Genomic DNA, 18,506 nt, shown 5'->3' with positions numbered 1-18,506 from the left:
GCCGGCCCAAGGGCACGGCCCTGGCCGTGTCGGCGGCCGGCGTGGTGGTCTGCGGGCTGGCCACCGTCCTGCTGGCCGGCGGTCATTCGGACGGCGCGGTGGCCCCGGCCGCCACGGGCCCCGAATCCCCCTCGCAGGAAGCCGCGTCGACCCCCGGCGCCCCGGCCTCACCGGTCCCGATCGCCGTCACGAGCGCGGCCACGGCCCGGTCGCAGGCGTCGGCCACCGCCACCCGGTCCAAGCCGTCCGGCGGCACGGCCTCGGCGTCCGCCTCGGGCCCGTCCTCGTCGGCCGTCTCCCGGCCGCCGGCGGACCCGCCCGCGACCCCCGCCCCGAGCACGACCGGCCCGAACACCGCTCCCGCGCCGCAGCCCTCCGTCAGCCCGCACCCGACCTCCCCGACCGCCACGCCGAGCTGTACCCGCCTGCTGTTCTGGTGCACCTGAGCGGGGCGGCCGTCCGGTCCGCCCCCGGCGCCGTCAGTCCCGCCTGGCGCCGTCAGTCCCGCCCGGCGAGGCCTGCGTGCACGGCGAGGAGGTTCAGGTAGCGGCGGTGGACGTCGGCGCGGTCGGCCTGTTCGGTCACCGACGCGCGGCTGAGGCGTTCGATCATCTCGGCCTGGTCGAGGAGCACCCGGCTCTGCTGCTCCGTCGTCGTCTCGGACATGATCTCCGCGAGGGCGTCGAGCTGGCGGATCAGGACGGCCGGCATGCCGTGGGCGGCCTGACGGATCTTCTCGAAGGCGCGCTCGACCAGCCGTTCGTAGCTCACGGGGGCGGTCATCACCCGGATGTGTCCGGTCCCGTCCCGGTGGACCGGATTCGGGTGCCAGTGGGCGGCGACCCGGCACAGGCCCTCGCCGAGCCAGTCGATGCAGGTCAGGGCGGTGAAGGTGTCGTTGACGGCAGTGGAGAGCGCCCGGATGGCGATCTCCACCAACTGGTCGACGGCGAAGGCGACGTCCTGGGCGAGCGTCCGGGTCGAGCCGGTGATGTGGGCGCGGGCGAAGCTCCGGGCCACCTCGGGCGCCGCCTCGGCGGGCCAGACCGTGGCGAGCTGATGCCCCCGCACCAGGAAGTGCCCGGGCCGGTGGTCCAGCCGGATGACGGCGTCGAGCTCCGTCGCCATCCGGACGAGCGTGCGGTGCCGGACGAACTGCAGGTAGCCACTGGCCGGCGCCGGAACGGCCGCGCCCGCCGTGTCGAGCCGGGCATGCAGTTCGGCCGCGGACAGCCCGGCGGCGGCCCCGCCGGCCCGTGCCGGTTCGCCCGCGTCCGCCTGGATCGCCGCCGAGAGCTCCGCCGCGATGCTGGCGATGACCCTGGGCAGCTGGATGGACGTGGCGATGTGGTGGATGAAGTAGATCAGCACGGCCAGGTCGGCCATCACCAGCACCATGCAGACGGTGATGGACAGATGGGGCACGAGGTCGCCGTGCGAGGCGGGCCCGATGACGACCAGCGACAGCATCGTGTACACGAACGTGCCGACGAAGGTGCCCAGGGTCAGCTGGGTGGTGCGGTCCCGGATGAAGGTCCGCAGCATGCGCGGGCCGAACTGGGTGGAGGCCAGGGTCAGCGTCACGATCATGATCGAGAACACCACGCCCACGACGGTGATCAGGGCTGCCGCGATGGCGGCGAGCGTCTGACGGGCGGCGTCGGCGGTGCCGCTGATCACCCAGGACGGCAGGGTGAGGTCCCCCCGGTAGGCGGCCCGGTCCAGGGACCAGGTGACGGCGAACAGCAGCGCGGCGAGCACGACCTCCAGGATCGGCACGACCCACAGGTTCGTCCGCAGCGCCTCGCGGCGCCACTGCGCCTCCAGGTGGACCCCGCGGATCACGTCGACCTGCCTTCCGCCGGGCGACGTCGACCGTCGGACCCGGTGGACCCGGTGGACCCGGTGGACCGCGGACGGGGTGACACCGAGGAACCTCCTGTGAGCAGCCGGGAGCGGGGCCGGCGGTGTGCCGCAGGGCTCACGACGTCGGAGCGGCCGCCGACGTGCCACTCCGGGCGCCGGCTCCCGTGGGCCGGAATGCCGTCGGCGTCCTTGAGTATGCGGGCCAGGTGGAGCCGGTTCCAGGTCATGGAGGTGGTGTCGCGATCGGTGCCCCCCTCTCCGGTGTTCACCGGTGTTCTCCGGTGCCCTCGGACGCTCCCGGGTGTCGTCCGGCCGCCGGACCCGCGCCGCCCTGCCGCCCTGCCGCCCTGCCGCCCGATCACCCTGCCGCCCGGTCACCCGCCCGCGATCACGTTCGACAGCGGCAGGCCCTCGAAGAACGCCACCGCGTCCTGGCGCCAGTGCGGGCGCCAGCCCTCGGCCTCGGCCCGGGCCGCATCGGCGCAGCGGCGCATCTCGGAGCGGAGCTTCCCGTCCACGCCCAGCAGCCGGGCCAGCTCGCGGACCTGCTCGACCGTGTCGTCCGGGCAGTGCGGGTCGCCGAGTGCGGACTCCACCACGGCACGCTGCCCCTCGTCCGCGCCGGCGAGCAGGGCGCTGACGGCGTAGCTGCGGCGTCCCGCGCGCAGGTCGGCACCGGTGGACTTGCCGGTGGCGTCCTCGTCACCGAACAGGTCGAGGTAGTCGTCACGCAACTGGCCGCCGATGCCGACCAGGGTCGCGTACCGGCGCAGCCGTGCGTCGTGCCGGGCCACGTCCTCGCCGGCGGCCAGCAGTCCCAGCCGGAGCGGGGCGAGCACGGAGTACCGGGTGGACTTGTACTCGCAGACGGTGTGCAGGAACTCCTCGTCCGGGAGCGGCCGGAAGTCGCGTTCGAGGTCGACGATCTGGCCGGCGACCGTCTCGGCGCCGGCGTTCAGCTGCACCTCCAGCATCGCCTGGCGCAGTTCCGCGGGGACGTCCGCGTCCAGCAGGACCCGCATCGAGAGGAAGGCGGCGAGGTCCCCGGCCAGGACGGCCAGGCCGAGCGCGGTGCGGTCCGCCTCGGGGAACTCCCGGCGGTAGGCGTAGTAGGTGGAGGGCCCGCCACGGCGTACGGGCGCGTCGTCGATGATGTCGTCGTGGACGAGCCCGTGCGTCTGGAGCAGTTCGATGCTCAGCGCGGCCTCCGCCAGGCCGGGCACCGGGTCGGTGGTGACCAGCCGGGCGGCCTCGTACAGCAGGGCGACCCGCAGCCGCTTGCCGCCGCGCAGCGAGAGGTCCCGCAGCAGCTCCAGGCAGCGTGGGGTGAAGCGGCTGAGCGGCGGCGTGTCGAGGCGCTCCGGCAAGGCGGCGAAGTAGGCCTCGAAGCGCAGGTCGAAGCGGCGCCGGTGTCCGGCGGCCCGTTCGCGGGCTGCTGCCATGATCGTTTCGTTCACGGGGCTCACCCTCGCATCCGCACGGGCGCACCCGCGCCGCCGGGGTCGCGGTCGATCCGTCGCGGTCGATCCGTCGGGGTCGATCCGTCGGGGTCGGCCATCTTTCGGCCAACTGTGCGAAAGGTCTGTTCGCCATCACGGCACCCCCCTAGAGTGGCCGCGATCCTCCACAAGTGACCTTTTCTTCACGTCGGTTCACCGGATCTTCACACCGGATCGCCGGCCTCGGAACGTTCAGCGCAGCCTGTTCCCACCATCGAGCCGGAAGGGCCGGGTCCGTGACGCAGGCGTTCCAGTCCCCCGGCTTCGCCGCCCTGGCGGCCGACCGCGCGGTCGAGACACGGCTCGTCGACGAGCGCTGGCAGGCCGTCGCCTGGGACCTGAGCACGGATCGGCGCCGGGTGGTCACCGACCGGCCGGAGGGCGTCCACCTGAGCGAGATCGAGCCGGACGGCGACGCCATCTGGTGGTTCGACGCCGACAGTGCGGGGGAAGGGCGGTGGCGGCGCGAGCCGTTCACCGGCGCGGCGGACGACTCGGGCGGAACTGACGGCTCGGGTACGCCGAACAGGTCGGGGACGGCGAACGGCCCGGGTACGGCAGACGGCGAGGCGCTGCACGGCGTGCCGCCCGGGCGGGCGTACGGCGTCGCCTTCGACCGGACGGGCGCGCTCGCGGCGGTGGCCGTCGGTGTCGACGGCGCCTCGCACTGCTACGTCGGACCGCCCGCAGGCGAGGCCCGGCTGATCGGCTCGGTGCCGGGGTACCTGGGCCTGGCCGACCTGTCGCCGGACGGTCGGCTGCTCGCCCTCGGCGGGCGGCCCGACGGGGACGACGCCGTGGTCCTGTGGCCGACGGATGCTCAGGCGGCCCCCCGGGCGGGCGGCCGGACGGACAGTCCGGCCGCCCGTCCGCTGCGACTGGCCGGGGACCGCCGCCTGCGGCTCTGGCCGATCGAGTTCAACCCGCTCGCGCTCCTCGAACCGGAACTGCTGCTGGTGGTCGAGGAGGACGAGCGGTACACCGTCGCGACCTGGCGGGCGGGCCCGGGGCTGCGCAGGTGCCCGGGGCTGTCGTTCGACTCGCAGATATCGGCCGGATGGTACCGGGGGCCGCGCGGGGTTCTGATCCAGCACGAGCAGGCCGGGCGCAGCCGACTGCTCGTCGCCGACCTCGGCCCGCGGCCGGGCCGGACAGCGCCGCAGCAGGAAGCGCCACAGCAGGAGGCACCGCAGCAGGGCGCACCGCAAAGACCCGTGGACCGGAGACCGGCAGCACAGGCTCCGCCCGTCCGGGAGATCCGCACCCCCGGCGGCACGATCCACGACCTGTCCTGCGCCCCGGACGGCACCCTGCACTGCGTCTGGAGCCGGGAGTCGACACCGCCCCGGCCGCTGGTCCTGCGCCCCGGCGCGGAGAACGCGCACCACCTCGACCCGGACCAGGACGACACCTCCCGCAGCCGGCGCTGGACCCCCCGGCCGTACGGGCGGATCCACAGCTTCGTCAGCACCCCGGCCGGCCGGGGCCCGTGGCCGACCCTCTTCCTGGTCCACGGCGGCCCCGCCACCCACGACCGGGACTCCTACGACCCGCGGGTGAACGCCCTGGTCGGCCGCGGCTACGCGGTGGTGCGCACCAACTACCGCGGCTCCACCGGCTACGGCGCCCGCTGGCAGCACGAGTACGGCCACCGGGTCGGGCTGGCGCAGATCGAGGACCTGGCCGCCGTCCGCGCGGAACTGGTCGCCGACGGGACGGCGCTCGCGGAGCGCACCGGCCTGTGCGGATTCTCGTGGGGCGGCTACCTGACCCTGCTGGCGATGGGCGCGCAGCCGGAGCTGTGGTCGCTCGGCATGGCCGCCCAGCCGATCGCGGACTACCCGGCCGCCTACCGCGCCACCACCCCCGCACTGCGCGAGCTCGACCGGCAACTCTTCGGCGGGACCCCGGACGAGGTGCCCGAGCGCTACCGAGCGGCCGACCCGCGCTCGTACGTGCACCGGGTCCGCTCGCCCGTCCTGCTGGTCGCGTCGCGGACCGACGAGCGGTGCCCGCCCGACCAGGTCGCCCGGTACGCCGCGGACCTGCGCCGGCGCGCGGTGCCGCACGAACTGCTCTGGGTGGACGGCGGCCACTACAGCCGCCGGACCGCCGACCACCGATCGGTGCTGGCCGCGATGGTCCGGTTCGCCGAACACGCCTGGCCCGCTCCGCTCCCCCGGTCACCTCGGGGCGATCGCCCCGAGGCACCCGCCGAGCCGATGGAAGGAGGTGAACAGCCATGAAGCGACGCAGCATTCAGAACGACCCGATCAGCACCCCGGAGCGTGACCGGGGCGCCGTCGTGGTCCAGAACTTCGCGCTCGACATCACCAAGGCCGCACCGGTCGCGCCTGCCCTCAAGGGGCAGCCGAAGCCGAAGCCGGAAGCCAAGGGCAAGTGACCCACCGTCGCTCCGGGGCGCCCTCGGCACCCCGGAGCGGCACCCCGCCGACCGCCTGCGGAACGACGACCGACCGCGACCCGACCGACCGCGACCCGACAGAAGTGGCCACCATGCGTATCGTCCTGCTGCACATGCCCTGGGGCGCGATCGACGTGCCGTCGCTGGCTCTCGGGATCCTGCACACCGCCGCCGCGCGCGCCGGGCACGTGGTCGAAGTGCGGTACGCCAACCTGGACTTCGTGGACTGGGCGGCCGAGCACGCGGGCTTCGGCGTGGACGACTACCAGTACTTCTCGGAGAAGTCCTACTTCCAGGGCGCGGGCGACTGGGCCTTCGCCGGCGCGCTGTACGGCGACAACGACGCCGACCTCGACACCGACAGCGCCGGCACCGGCACCGGCTTCGCGAGCTACGTCGAGTACCTGGCCACCAACGGCGCGAGCGAACAGGAGATCGCGCTGACCCGGGCCACCCGCGCGATCGCCCCCGCGTTCATCGCCAGACTGGTCGAGGAACTCGCCGCCGACCCGCCGGACCTGGTCGGCTTCACCACCACCTTCCAGCAGAACACCGCGAGCCTCGCCGCCGCGAAACTGCTCAAGCAACGGTGCCCGCAGGTGCGCACGGTGTTCGGCGGCGCGAACTGCGACGGCCCGCAGGGCGCCGCGCTGCACCGCAACTTCCCCTTCCTGGACTACGTGGTGCGCGGCGAGGGCGAGGCCGCCTTCCCGGCGCTCCTGGAGGGCGGCGACCTCTCCGCCGTCCCCGGGCTGTGCTGGCGCGACGTCTCCGGGACGTCGAAGGCCAACGAGATGACGAGACGCCCGCTGCCGCCCGCGGCGATCCTGCCGCCCCGCTACGACGGCTTCTTCGAACGGCTCGACGCCTCCGTCGCGGCCGGCTGGGTCGATCCCAAGCTCGTCGTCGAAGGATCCCGGGGCTGCTGGTGGGGCGAGAAGCACCACTGCACGTTCTGCGGGCTCAACGGCTCCTCGATGGAGTTCCGTTCCAAGCCGCCCGCCGACTTCCTCGCCGAGGTGCTCGCACTCGCCGAACGCCACCGGCTGCTGGACGTCTACGTGGTCGACAACATCCTGGACATGGGCTACTTCGACACCGTCCTCACGTCGCTCGCCGAACTCCCGGTCGATCTGCGGCTGCACTTCGAGATCAAGGCCAACCTGCGCCGCCACCAGTTCCAGCTCCTCGGCGACTCGGGCGCGGCCCAGGTGCAGCCCGGCATCGAGAGCCTGAGCACCCGGGTCCTGCGGATCATGGACAAGGGGGTGACGGGCTGCCAGAACGTCCGCGCGCTGCGGGACGCGCAGAGCGCCGGGGTGTCGGTGACCTGGAACTACCTCTACGGCTTCCCGGGCGAACAGCCGGCCGACTACGAGTCGGTGATCCGCCAACTGCCCGTGCTGCACCACCTGGACCCGCCGACCGGAGCGGGACGGATCGCGGTCGAGCGGTTCAGCCCGTACTTCGACCGCCCCGAGCTGGGCTTCGCGATCACCCGGCCGGCCTTCCAATACCGCGCGACCTACCGCCTCCCGGAGAGCGAACTGGCCGAGCTGGCCTACGTGTTCACCGCGCCGCCGCGCGGCATCGGCGGCGACCTCGCGGAGCGGCTGAGCGCGGCGGTCGACACCTGGCTCGCGCGGTTCCCGGACGCCCGGCTCAGCTACCGGGACGCGGACGGACGGGTTGTGCTCGTCAACACCCGGCCCGGGTACGACTGGCGGGTGGTCGAGCTGACCGATCCGGTGGAACTCGCCGTCTTCCGGCTGCTGGCCCAGCCGCGCTCGCCCGCCGCACTGGCCGCCAAGGTCCCCGGCGGCGCGGCGGCGGTCGAGCCGGTGCTGGAGCGCTTCACCGCGCTGGGCCTGCTGTTCCACGACGGGGACAGCTTCCTTCAGGTCGCCGTCGAATCCGACAACCAGGTGCTGATGCGGATGCAGCACCGACACGGCCCCGCCGCCGCCCGTCCCCGAACCGACGAGGTGCCCGAGGCCGCCCGCCCGGACACGGAGGAGGTGCCCGATGCCGTCACGATCGGCTGACCGGACCGACACCGCCGCCTGGCACGCGGCCGGCCCGGAGGTCGAGCTGTGGCTCGACTACGACCCCGCCGCACGGGAGGTTCCGGGCTTCGCGCTCGGCCGCCGCACCCTGGCCGGCCCGGCGCGGGCGGAGGTCACCGACCTGCACCGCGCCGGGGTCCGCTGCCTGCGGCTGACCGAGCCGGTACGGCTCTGCGCGGACGCGACGGCGGCCTCCGCGCGGGCGCTGATGCTGCTGCGCGAGGCGACCGGGCAGGGGCTCGCCGTGCTCTGGCAGGCGGTCTGCACGGACGGCTGCGCGGCGCAGCGCCGATTCCACCACCTGTACCCGCCGGAGCAGTTGACCGGCGCCCCGCAGGACGTCCTCACCGACTGGCGCGCCACGTACTTCCCGTGCAAGTGCGTCTTCCGGCGCGGCCCCGGCTTCGTCGAGGTGCGCGACCGCCGCTTCGGGACGCTGGAACTGTTCACCATCGACGAGCCGGGACACCTGGCACAGCTGGCCGCGCTGGCCGAGGGCGTCGAGCCAGGCCTGCTGCCGGACGCCGTCCACCGGGACTTCACCGAGGCCGGTCTGGTCGCCGAACAGGCCGGCCGCACCTGGTTCCTGCCCATGCGGGTGCGCCGCTGGCCCTTCCCGTCGCTGACGGTGTAGCCGCGCGGCCGCGCGCCCGTGTGACGACGGTCCCGTGTGACGACGGTCCCGTGCGACTGCGTACCTGCGTGGCCGCGTACCTGCGCAACCGCGAGAGTTTCGAGCCCGAGGAGAGAGCCATGAGCACCGCGGTCGACGACGCCGCCGCACGGATGTCCGCCTTCATCCGCGATCCCTACCCCACGCTCGCCCGGATCCGCGAGGCCGGCGCGGTCTCCGTCGTGGAGTTCGGCGAGGGCCTGCCGGTCTACCTCGTGACGCGCCACCAGGACGTCCGGGCCGCGCTGACGGACCCGCGCTTCGGGCAGGACGTCCGCCGCAGCCAGGCCATCGCGAGCGGGCGGGGCGCCGGCCTCACGCTCGGTTCGGAGGTGGTCCACATGCTCAACAGCGACCCGCCGGACCACACCCGGCTGCGCCGGCTGATCCAGGGCGTCTTCACCCGCAGGCGGGTCGACCTGATGCGACCGCTGGTCGAGCGCATCGCCGGCGGCCTGCTGGACGGGCTGCGCGAGCGGGAGAGCGCCGACCTGGTGACGGACTTCGCCTTCCCGCTGCCGATCATGATCATCTGCGAGCTGCTGGGCTTCCCCCCGGAGGACATGCAGGCCTTCCGCACCTGGTCGACCGCGATCCTCACCCAGGGCGGCGACCTGACCTTCGCCCAGGCCACCTCCGAACTGAACGACTACCTGAGGGAGTTGATGACAGCCCGGCAGACGTCACCGAAGGCCGACATCCTGACCGACCTGGTACAGGCCCGGGACGCCGGCGAACTCACCGAGCAGGAGGTGTTCTCGATGGTCTTCCTGCTGCTGATCGGCGGCCACGAGACCACCGTCAACTTGCTCGGCACCGCCACCCTGGCGCTGCTCCACCACCCCGACCAGCTCGCCTGGCTGCGCGCCAACCCGGCGGCGATGCCGGTCGCGATCGACGAGTTCCTGCGCTACGAGTCCCCGGTGAGCATGGCCACCCTGCGGTTCACCGACGCCGACGTGATGGTCGACGACGTGGAGATCCCGGCGGACGAGCTGGTGCTGCTCTCGCTCGGCGCCGCCAACCGGGACCCGGCCCGCTTCACCGAACCCGACCGGCTGATCCTGGACCGGGGCGATCCGGGCCACCTCGCCTTCGGGCAGGGCCTGCACCGCTGCCTCGGCTCCTTCCTCGGCAAGCTGGAGAGCGAGGTCGCGCTCACCGGCCTGCTGGAGCGCTTCGCGCGGATCGAACTGGCCGCCGCGGAGGAGACCCTGCCGTGGCGCAACACGATCATGCTGCGCGGCCTGGAATCGCTGCCGGTCTCGCTCAATGGCTAGCAGCACGGGGACGGGCGACACCGGGATGGGCAGCACCGGGACGGACGGCGCAGCGACGGACAGCACGGGGGCGGACGCGGAGCCGGGCATCGCGGATACCGACGCGGGAACGGCCGACTCGGGGACGGCCGGCGCGCGAGCGGGCCGGGCGGCAGTGCTGGTGCGGTTCCGCCCCCGGATCGGCGTCGCACCGCTGCGCTCGCGCGGCTTCCGGCTCCTGGTGATCGGGCAGGGGACCTCGGAGTTCGGCAACGCGTTCCAGGTGGTCGCCCTGCCGCTGCTGGTCTACTCCCTCGCCGGAGGCGCCCGCCAGTTGAGCCTGGTGGTCGCCGCCTACGGCGCGGGCCGGCTGGCCGCCACCCCGCTCGGCGGGATGCTCGCCGACCGGTACGGCGCCCGGCGGATCATGCTGACCGCCGATCTCGGCCGGCTGCTCGCCACCGCCGGACTGTGCGCGGTCGCCGCCGCCGGGGTGGCGGACTTCCGGCTGATCGGCGGGCTCGCCCTGCTGGTCGGCCTCGGAGCAGGGGTCTTCCTGCCGGCCGCCTGGGCCGTCACCCCGTCGCTGCTTCCCGCCGAGGACCTGCACGCGGGCAACGCGCTGAACAGCACGGTCACCTTCGGCGCGGGTCTGCTCGGCCCGGCGGTGGCCGGCCCGCTCGCTGCCTGGCTGAACCCGGCCGCCGCCCTGGCCGTCGACGCGGCGACCTTCGCCGTGTCGACCGGCACGCTGCTGCTCATCGGGCGCGGCAGCCCCGTCGCACCGCCCGGCCCGGTCTCCGAACGCTCCGCCGTGCCGAAGAACTTCCGCGGCCTGCTCCGGGAATCACCGCTGCTGCGTGCGGTCCTGACCGTGACGGTGATCGCCAACCTGACGGTGGGCGGCGCCACCCGGGTCGCCCTGCCGGCCCTGGCCACCCAGGGCTTCGCCGCCGGCGCCGTCGGACTGGGCCTGCTCCTGGCCGCCTTCGCCGGCGGCGCCCTGCTCGGCGGCCTGTTCGCCGCGGGCCTCACCGAACTGCGATCCCGGGGCCGCACGGCGATGCTCTCCGGCCTGGTGATGGGCGCGGCGATCGGCCTGGTCCCGTTCGCCGGCCTCATCGGCGCCGCACTGCTGCTCTGCCTGGCCGGCGGCGCCGGCACGGTGACCAACGTCCTGGTCGTCACCGGCGTGCAGAAGAGCACCCCGCCCGCGCTCCTGGCCCGGGTCATGGGAGCCATCACCTTCTGCGCACTGGGAGTCTTCCCGCTGTCCGTGGTCGCGGCCGGCGCCGCGGTGGACGCCTTCGGCAGCCGGGGGGTGTTCGCGACGACCGGGCTCTGCCTGCTGGCCGCGTTCGGGTACGCGCTGACCAGACAGGAGATCCGCGAACTCTGAGGTCGCCGCCCCCGCCGCGGCACGGCGTTGCGCCGCGGCACGGCGTTGCGCTGCGGCACGGCACGGCACTGCGGCCGCGCCCCGTCCGTCCTCCGGCCCCTGCCCTCGCGGGATGCGGTGGGTGCGTGGCAGCCTGGAAGCGGAGTCTCCGAGCAGGTCACCCCACGGGTGACACGGTTGGCCCCGGGAAGGAGTCCACACCATGGCGGACGGTGCCACAGGGGCAGGCCGCAGGCCCCTCACGGTGGAGCGGGCCTTCGCGGGCGGGTGGACCACGTTCGCCGCGATCATGATGCTCATCGGCGGCATCCTGATGGTCCTGGAGGGAATCGCCGCCATCGTGAACAACGACCTGGTGGTGGCCACCCGGAACTACACGTTCTCGTGGAGCACCACGGGCTGGGGCTGGATCCACCTGGCCCTCGGCGTGGTCCTCGTCCTGGCCGGGACGGCGCTCTTCGGCGGCGCGGTGTGGGCGAGGGCCGTCGGCGTCGTCGTCGCCGGGCTCAGCATGATCGCCAACTTCGCCTGGCTGCCCCACTACCCGTTCTGGGCGATCGTCCTGATCGTGATCGACGCCTTCGTCATCTGGGCCCTGTGCGTGGGTCCGACCAAACAGCTGGACTGAGGGCGCAGCCCCCTCCGCCGCTGCCCCTGCCGGGACCCGGGTCCTGGCAGGGGCAGCGGCGGAGGTGTTCCGCAGCGCCGGGGCGTCCCGCCGGCACGGCACGCCACGCCGTACGACGAGTGGTTCCGCCAGGCACTGCCGGCCGACTCCTCGCCGAAGGGGCTCCGGCTTTCCCGTCACGGGACCGGGCGTGACGCCGAGCCGGGCGCGGCCGGCGCCCCGGCCGCCCCGAGTCACCGCGGGGCGATGCCCGATCACGGGGACCCGGCGGCCATGTCCCCGGGGAACGATCGCCACCCGGGGAGCGCTCGACCCGTGCGACGACCTCCCTCATGAGGGAGGAACCGCCTCCCCCACCCGGACCCGCGAACCACCCCGGCACCCTGTCCGACCTGGGTACACGCACGCCGTGCCCCCGGCAGTTGCGCATCGGCGCCGGCCCGCCGCAGGCGCTGCGCGGGAATGTGGGGGTCCGCGGGCCGGAACATACGTGCCCGTCCCCCATGACCGCGAAGATCCCGCGACGCCAGGATGGCGGCGCGGTCGGACGCCGACCGGCTGCGGCAGTCCTCCGGCAGTCTCCAGGGAACGAAGGAAGAACGATGGCAGACGGGTCCACGGCTGGTCGGGTCCCGGCGGATCCGTACGCCGCGCTGTTCCCCGACCTGATCGAGGCTGTGCTCCGCAGACAGGGTGCGCTGGGCTGGTGCGTCGCCCCGGAGGACTTCTGGTGCCGGGTGTCCCCGGGCGACGCCGGCACGGGCCGGCGGCAGGGCTGGAAGCTCCACGTGTCGGCCACCCCGCTCTCCGCCCCGATGGTGCTGACCCGTGCCGCCGAGGTCCTCGTCGCCGCCCGGGCCCCGTTCAAGTGCGCCGGCACCCCCGGGCGCGTGGTGGACCTCGTCTCGGCCCACTACGACCGCGGGGGCGGCGGCAAGTTCATCACCGTCTACCCGGACGACGACGACCACTTCCGGCGGCTGGCCGAGGACCTGCACCGGGCCACCGCGCACCTGCCGGGGCCTGGCATCCTCTCCGACCGTCCGTACCGGCCGGGCAGCCTGGTGCACTACCGCTACGGCGCCTTCCGGGGCTTCCCCCGGCTCACCAATGACGGCTCGCCCGAGCCGATGCTGCAGGCCCCCGACGGGAGCTTCGTCCGTGACCGGCGGCAGGCCGGTTTCAGCCCGCCCCCCTGGGCGGTCTCCCCGCTGCCCCCGCCCGAGGAGCCCCCGCCCGCTCCCGGGACGAGCGTCCTGCTGAACGACCGGTACGTCGTGCACAAGGCCGTCCGGCACGCGTACAAGGGCGGCGTCTTCCTCGGCACCGACCGGCGGACCGGGCAGGAGGTCGTCATCAAGGAGGCCCGCCGGCACGTCGGGGCCGCCCTCGACGGCTCCGACGCGGGCGACCGGCTCGGCCACGAGGCGGAGATGCACGCGCTGCTCGCGCCGCTCGGCCTGTGTCCGCAGGTACTGGGCACCTTCGGCCAGGGCGGCAACCGGTACCTGGCCGAGGAGCGCGTCGCCGGGCGGACGCTGCGCGCCTGGACGTCCGAGACGCTGCGCCCCGACCGGGCGCGACTGCTGGACCTGGCCCGGCAGTCGGTGACCCTCGTCGGGGCCGTCCACGGACTCGGCCTGGTCCTGCGGGACCTCAACCCCAACAACCTGATGGTCACTCCGGACGACGAGGTCCGCCTGATCGACCTGGAGGCCCTCGCCCGCCCCGGAGACCACGTCCTGCGGCTGCACACCCCGGGCTACGGCGCGCCCGAGGTCGTCGACGGCGCCGGGAGCGGCCCGGCCCCCGCCCTGACGTCCGACCTCTACGGCCTCGGCGCCGTGCTGTTCCACCTGCTGACCGGCACCGACCCCGTCCTCGCCCCGGACCTCGGGGCGACGCGCGACCGTCACGACCGCCTCTCCACCCTGCTGGCCGCCGCCCTCGCCGACCGCCCGGACCTGACCGCCTTGCAGCCGCTCGTGCTGGGGCTCATGGCGGAGCACCACGACGACCGGTGGAGCCTGGACGCGGCCCGCGAAGCCCTCACCGGGCCGCCCGCCACCGCCGCCGTGGACGCTCCCCCCGCCGCCGCGCCCGCCCCGACCGGCGGGGACGTCCTGGACGGCCCGACCGCGGAGCGGCTGCTCTCCGACGGGCTGACCCACCTGATGGACACCATGACCCCGCTGGACCCGGTACGGCTCTGGCCCGGCGACCCCGCCACCGAGCGGACCGATCCCCTGAACGTGCAGCACGGTGCGGCCGGCATCCTGTCCGTCCTCACCGCGGCCGCCGCGCACCGGACGGATCCGCGGCTGCGGGCGACGGTCGCCGAGGCCGCGGAGTGGATCGCGGCCCGCGCCGACGCCGGCGAGCAGCGGCTGCCCGGGCTGCACTTCGGACGTTCCGGCACCGCCTGGGCACTGCTGGACGCCGCCCGGCTGCTCGACGACGACGGCCTCGCCGGGCACGCGGCCCGCCTCGCCCGCGAGGTGCCGGTGCGCTGGCCCAACCCCGACGTGTGCCACGGCGTGGCCGGCGCCGGTCTGACCCAGCTCCACTTCTGGCAGACCACCGGCGACGAGGAGTTCCGCAAGCGCGCGGTGACCGCCGCCGAACACCTGCTGACGACCGCCGCGAAGGGCCGGTCCGGTGTGGTGTGGCCCGTCCCGGCCGACTTCGACTCCGAACTCGCCGGCATCACCCACCTCGGCTTCGCCCACGGCGTCGCCGGGGTCGGCACCTTCCTGCTGCTCGCCGGACTCGCCGCCGAGCGGCAGGACTTCGTCCACGCGGCCCGGGCGGCCGCCGAGACCCTGCTCGCCACCGCACGCGTCCGGGACGCCGGCGCGGGCTGGCCCGTCGAGGACCACGGCCCCGACACCCCCGTCCACGCACCCCACTGGTGCAGTGGCGCCTCCGGCATCGGCACCTTCCTGATCCGCCTCTGGCAGGCCACCGGGGATCCCCGCTACCGCCGGACCGCCGAACAGGCCGCGACCGAGGTGTACCGCTGGCGGTGGCGGAGCCCGTCGACCGCCTGCCACGGCCTCGCCGGCAACGCCGAGTACCTGCTCGACCTGGCCGAGGCCCTGCACGACCCCGGCCACCGGCGCCGCGCCGAGGAGCTCCTCGCCTGCGCCCACGCACGTCACGTCGTCCACGACGGACTGCACCTGATCCCCGACGACACCCTGACCAGGGTCGGCGTCGGCTACAACACCGGACTCGGCGGGCCGCTCGGCCTGCTGATCCGGCTCCACCACGGCGGGCCACGCCGCTGGCTGCCCGCCCCCGACCCGGCAGGAAGGAGGTGATCACCATGACCGACGACGTCAACGCCCTGCAGCTGCTGGACAGTGAGGAGCAGGCCACCACGGCCTACATCTGTTTCCCGTTCAGCATCTTCGTGTGCGGCAACTGGAGCATCGACGACATGTGAGCCCGACCGGGCCGATGTGAGCGCGAACCCGTCCTGTGACCACCCGGCAGTCGCCCGCGAGACCGAGGAGTGCGGCCTGACGTCCGCGCCCTCACCCTCCGGGAGTACCCGTTCCGGACGCACACGGACACGCGACCACGGAACCCCCACGACGGCGCGGGCGACCGGGATCCCTCTCGGCCACCCGCGCCGTCCGGCTGTCGGCCGCACGCGCGCCGTCACCCCCGGGTCGGGGCACCGGTCCGACCCCCCGGCCCGACGCCCCGTCCCGACGCCCCCGTCCCAACCCCCCGGCCCGACCTCCCAGCCTGGCGCCCGGTCCGGCTCCGTGCGACGGACCGCCGACCCTGTGCTCTCCGGATGGAAACGAACGGAGAGCTGCGGCCGTACGAAGTCCTCGTCGCCGGGCCCTACTTCACGGACCTGGTGTTCCACGGCCTGGACCGGCCGGTCGCCCGCGACACCCATGCCCGCAACCACCGGGCCCCCGCATGAGGTGAACACTTCACGACATGACGTGATCGTGTTAACGTCCCTCGGATGTCGAGGATTCTGGTCACCGATCTGGACGGCACCTTGCTCGGCGGCACGCAGGACGACCGACGCCGACTACGGGACGCCCTGGCTCGCCATCCCGAGGTGACCCCGGTCTTCGCCACCGGACGCGGACTGGCCTCGATCCGGGAGGTCCTCCGCGATCCGCTCGTCCCCCGGCCCCGGTGGATCATCGCCGACGTCGGCGCCACCGTCATCGACGGCACGGACCTCACCCGCGTCGACCCGGTCCAGGAACAGCTGCGCACCGGATGGCCGGGGGCGGACCGGGTGCACGCCGCGTTACGCCGCTTCCCCGGACTCACCTACCAGCACGGCGTCGTCCAGGACGGCCGCTGCTCCTACCACCTCGCCCCCGACCGGCTCACCGACGAACTCACCGCAGCCGTCGAAGGCCTCGGCTGCACCTGGGAGTACTCCGCGGACCGCTACTTCGACGTCCTGCCACCGGGAGCCTCCAAGGGCAACGCCCTCCGGGTCCTGGCCGGGAAGCTGGGCTGGCAGCCCGAGGAGATCCTCGTGGCCGGTGACTCCCTCAACGACCTCTCGCTGTACCGGCTCGGCACGCACGCCGTGGTCGTCGGCGAGGCCGAACCCGCGCTGCTCACCGCGCTCTCCGGGGACCCGCGCGTCCACCGCCCCGACCGGGCCGGCGCGGCCGGCATCCACGCGGCGCTCCGGGAACTCGGCTGGCTCTCCCCCGATCCCGATCCAGGCCCAGGCCCAGGCGCCGGTCCCGGTCCCGGTCCAGCCGCCGGTCCCGACCCCGACCCGGGGCGCCCCGTCGGCGGGCACTCCCTCGTGGTGGCCTATCACCGCCCGCCGCTGCACTGGAACGGCGACAGCTGGCAGCCGCCCAGCAGCCCCAACGGCATCCTGCCCACCCTGACCAGCGCCTTCACCGGCGGCCTGCCGGGCGTCTGGGTCACCGCACTGGTCGGCGGCGACCCGGACGACGGCCCGTACGGCAACCGCCCGTACCCGGCCGGCCTGCCGCTCTCCCCCGTACCGCTCGACCCGGACAGCTGGACCGGTTACTTCCACCGCGCCTGCAAGGAAACGCTGTGGCCGGTCCTGATGTCCGAGCCGGGCCGGTCGGTCTTCGACGAACGGGCCTGGGCCGACTACCGCACCGTCAACGCCCGCTTCGCCGAGCACATCAGCGCGCAGGCCGCTCCCGACGCCACCGTCTGGCTCCACGACTACAACCTCTGGCTCGTCCCGGGCCTGCTGCGCCGGCTCCGACCCGACCTCAGGACCGGTCTCTTCCACCACACCCCGTTCCCCGCCGCGGAGGCCTTCGACACCCTCCCCGTCGCCGCCGAACTGCGCTCCTCCCTGGCCTGCCTCGACTGGGCGGGCTTCCACACCGAGGACTTCGCCGCACACTTCCGCCGCACCCTGGCAGGCATGCCCGATCCACCGCGGACCACCGTCCACCCGCTCGGCATCGACCGGCCGGCCGTCGAGAGGCTCGCCCGCCGCCGCGCGGCACAACACCTCCCGGCCGCCGGCCGGGTCGTGCTCTCCGTCGAACGCCTCGACTACGCCAAGGCCCCGATCCAGAAGGTCGACGCCGTCGACCACCTGCTCGCCCGCCGACCCGACCTGCGCGGCCGGCTCACCTTCCGCCTCGTCTGCCCGCCGCCCGAACCCGGCATCACCGCCTACGACACCACCCGCAGCCGCCTCGAAGAGCGCGTCATCGAGGTCAACACGGCGTGGCAGACGGGAGATTGGCAACCGATCGACTACCTCCCCGGCCGCCTGTCCAGCACCGAGGTCGTCGACGAATACCTGAAGGCGGACGTGCTCTGGGTGACCTCCCTCCAGGACGGGATGAACCTGACCGCCAAGGAGTTCATCGCCACGCGGGCCGGTCTCCCGCACCCCCGCACCGGACCGGGAGTCCTGGTGCTCTCCCGCCACGCCGGCGCCGCCGCCGAACTCGGCGCGGCCGCACTGCTCACCGATCCCCACTCACCGGAGGACCTCAGCACGGTCCTCGGCCGAGCGCTCGACCTCACCCCGGCCGAACGCCGAGCCCGTATGAACCGGCTCTCCGAACTCCTCGGCCACGAGCGGCCCACCGAGTGGGCGACCCGCATCGTTCACGCGATCCGGAGCGGCTGCGCCGACGGCTCACCGTCGACGACCTGACCCCCGCCCGCCGGGCTCGCGCCTCGCGGCCCGGCCACGGCCCGGTCCCCTCTGGCCCCGCCGGTTCCTCCGGTCCCTCTGATCCCGCTGTCACGCCTGCTCCCCCGCGCGCAGTTCGGTGGCGATCTGCCGCCGGCCGGCGACCAGCGTCTCCGCCACCACCCCGAGGCAGACCAGCAGGGCCAGGCCCGCCGTCGGCAGCAGCACCGGCATCAGCGCGGGTGCCAGGACGTCACCGACCCTGGCACCGACCAGCGTCGAGATGTCGAAGGCACCACCCAGCAGCGCGACCGCCGCCGCGGCGACCAGGCCGCCGCCGACGGCCGCCGCCAGGGTCTGCGGCAGCGCCTCGGCGACGATCAGCGCCAGCCCCTGCCGCGGCCGCAGGCCCATCGTCCGCAGCCGGGCCAGCACGGCCGTGCGCTCGGGCGCAGCCCGGAACAGCGTCAACAGCACGGCGAGCAGGGCGAATCCGCCGCCCGCGGCGGCCGCGTACCGGAACAGCCGGCCGGCGGCGTGCTGCAGCGG

15 protein-coding genes and 1 pseudogene are annotated in these 18,506 nt (G+C 74.3%); 11 read left to right on the top strand and 5 right to left on the bottom strand.

Annotated elements, in window-relative coordinates; all coding sequences use genetic code 11:
* Nucleotides 1-82: 82 nt before the first annotated feature.
* The 4 genes and pseudogenes from AB0D10_RS43110 to AB0D10_RS43095 form a co-directional block, all read right to left on the bottom strand.
* A complete protein-coding gene (locus tag AB0D10_RS43110) occupies nt 83-442 on the bottom strand; it encodes a hypothetical protein (RefSeq protein ID WP_360267542.1) in 360 nt (119 codons plus the stop codon).
* A gap of 56 nt (nt 443-498) precedes the next feature.
* A complete protein-coding gene (locus AB0D10_RS43105; protein ID WP_360267539.1) occupies nt 499-1,845 on the bottom strand; it encodes a DUF2254 domain-containing protein in 1,347 nt (448 codons plus the stop codon).
* Nucleotides 1,846-2,009: 164 nt separating this feature from the next.
* Nucleotides 2,010-2,114, bottom strand: a pseudogene (locus tag AB0D10_RS43100) (flavodoxin family protein); the annotation flags it as partial.
* A 126-nt stretch (nt 2,115-2,240) separates the two neighbouring features.
* On the bottom strand, nt 2,241-3,308 hold the full coding sequence (locus AB0D10_RS43095; protein WP_360267558.1) for a polyprenyl synthetase family protein: 1,068 nt from the start codon (nt 3,306-3,308) through the stop codon (nt 2,241-2,243).
* Nucleotides 3,309-3,601: 293 nt separating this feature from the next.
* Between AB0D10_RS43095 and AB0D10_RS43090 the strand changes: the two genes are divergently transcribed.
* From AB0D10_RS43090 to AB0D10_RS43040, 11 genes are all read left to right on the top strand, one after another.
* Nucleotides 3,602-5,611 (top strand): prolyl oligopeptidase family serine peptidase, encoded by a 2,010-nt coding sequence (locus AB0D10_RS43090; protein WP_360267536.1) that lies wholly within the window; start codon nt 3,602-3,604, stop codon nt 5,609-5,611.
* Entirely contained in the window at nt 5,608-5,769 is a 162-nt protein-coding gene (locus AB0D10_RS43085) for a hypothetical protein (protein WP_360267534.1), read from the top strand. The genes AB0D10_RS43090 and AB0D10_RS43085 overlap by 4 nt, the downstream gene beginning before the upstream one ends.
* 113 nt (nt 5,770-5,882) lie before the next feature.
* A complete protein-coding gene (locus AB0D10_RS43080) occupies nt 5,883-7,835 on the top strand; it encodes a RiPP maturation radical SAM C-methyltransferase (protein ID WP_360267531.1) in 1,953 nt (650 codons plus the stop codon).
* Nucleotides 7,816-8,490 carry a DUF5825 family protein gene (locus tag AB0D10_RS43075; RefSeq protein ID WP_360267529.1) on the top strand — a complete coding sequence of 225 codons (675 nt, stop codon included), beginning with the start codon at nt 7,816-7,818 and terminating at the stop codon, nt 8,488-8,490. Before AB0D10_RS43080 ends, AB0D10_RS43075 begins: the two co-directional genes overlap by 20 nt.
* 119 nt (nt 8,491-8,609) lie before the next feature.
* Nucleotides 8,610-9,809 carry a cytochrome P450 gene (locus AB0D10_RS43070; RefSeq protein WP_360267526.1) on the top strand — a complete coding sequence of 400 codons (1,200 nt, stop codon included), beginning with the start codon at nt 8,610-8,612 and terminating at the stop codon, nt 9,807-9,809.
* Nucleotides 9,802-11,187, top strand: a complete 1,386-nt coding sequence (locus tag AB0D10_RS43065; protein WP_360267524.1) for an MFS transporter — start codon at nt 9,802-9,804, stop codon at nt 11,185-11,187. The genes AB0D10_RS43070 and AB0D10_RS43065 overlap by 8 nt, the downstream gene beginning before the upstream one ends.
* Nucleotides 11,188-11,389: 202 nt before the next feature.
* The gene (locus AB0D10_RS43060) at nt 11,390-11,815 is read left to right on the top strand and encodes a hypothetical protein (protein ID WP_360267521.1); all 426 of its coding nucleotides are present in this window, start codon (nt 11,390-11,392) and stop codon (nt 11,813-11,815) included.
* A 602-nt stretch (nt 11,816-12,417) separates the two neighbouring features.
* Entirely contained in the window at nt 12,418-15,138 is a 2,721-nt protein-coding gene (lanL, locus tag AB0D10_RS43055) for a class IV lanthionine synthetase LanL (protein ID WP_360267518.1), read from the top strand.
* Nucleotides 15,135-15,263, top strand: coding sequence for an ALQxL family class IV lanthipeptide (locus tag AB0D10_RS43050; protein WP_360267515.1), 129 nt, complete (start codon nt 15,135-15,137; stop codon nt 15,261-15,263). The genes lanL and AB0D10_RS43050 overlap by 4 nt, the downstream gene beginning before the upstream one ends.
* A gap of 360 nt (nt 15,264-15,623) precedes the next feature.
* A complete protein-coding gene (locus AB0D10_RS43045) occupies nt 15,624-15,758 on the top strand; it encodes a hypothetical protein (protein WP_360267513.1) in 135 nt (44 codons plus the stop codon).
* A 45-nt stretch (nt 15,759-15,803) separates the two neighbouring features.
* Nucleotides 15,804-17,978 (top strand): HAD-IIB family hydrolase, encoded by a 2,175-nt coding sequence (locus AB0D10_RS43040; protein ID WP_360267510.1) that lies wholly within the window; start codon nt 15,804-15,806, stop codon nt 17,976-17,978.
* A gap of 90 nt (nt 17,979-18,068) precedes the next feature.
* Here AB0D10_RS43040 and AB0D10_RS43035 read toward each other — a convergent pair.
* A partial coding sequence (locus AB0D10_RS43035; protein WP_360267507.1) for an FtsX-like permease family protein occupies nt 18,069-18,506 on the bottom strand: 438 nt, incomplete at its 5' end.

Origin of the sequence: Kitasatospora sp. NPDC048545, assembly GCF_040651155.1 — a bacterium.
In the GTDB taxonomy this organism is placed as follows: domain Bacteria; phylum Actinomycetota; class Actinomycetes; order Streptomycetales; family Streptomycetaceae; genus Kitasatospora.
Note: the sequence above shows the minus strand (reverse complement) of the source record. Positions and strands in the feature narration are given on the sequence as shown.

Excerpts from the sequence above, each read along its gene's own strand:
- AB0D10_RS43095 (WP_360267558.1), bottom strand. The coding sequence starts at position 3,308 with ATGGCAGCAGCCCGCGAACGGGCCGCCGGACACCGGCGCCGCTTCGAC.
- AB0D10_RS43085 (WP_360267534.1), top strand. The coding sequence starts at position 5,608 with ATGAAGCGACGCAGCATTCAGAACGACCCGATCAGCACCCCGGAGCGT.
- AB0D10_RS43080 (WP_360267531.1), top strand. The coding sequence starts at position 5,883 with ATGCGTATCGTCCTGCTGCACATGCCCTGGGGCGCGATCGACGTGCCG.
- AB0D10_RS43075 (WP_360267529.1), top strand. The coding sequence starts at position 7,816 with ATGCCGTCACGATCGGCTGACCGGACCGACACCGCCGCCTGGCACGCG.
- AB0D10_RS43070 (WP_360267526.1), top strand. The coding sequence starts at position 8,610 with ATGAGCACCGCGGTCGACGACGCCGCCGCACGGATGTCCGCCTTCATC.
- AB0D10_RS43065 (WP_360267524.1), top strand. The coding sequence starts at position 9,802 with ATGGCTAGCAGCACGGGGACGGGCGACACCGGGATGGGCAGCACCGGG.
- AB0D10_RS43060 (WP_360267521.1), top strand. The coding sequence starts at position 11,390 with ATGGCGGACGGTGCCACAGGGGCAGGCCGCAGGCCCCTCACGGTGGAG.
- lanL (WP_360267518.1), top strand. The coding sequence starts at position 12,418 with ATGGCAGACGGGTCCACGGCTGGTCGGGTCCCGGCGGATCCGTACGCC.
- AB0D10_RS43045 (WP_360267513.1), top strand. The coding sequence starts at position 15,624 with ATGGAAACGAACGGAGAGCTGCGGCCGTACGAAGTCCTCGTCGCCGGG.
- AB0D10_RS43040 (WP_360267510.1), top strand. The coding sequence starts at position 15,804 with ATGTCGAGGATTCTGGTCACCGATCTGGACGGCACCTTGCTCGGCGGC.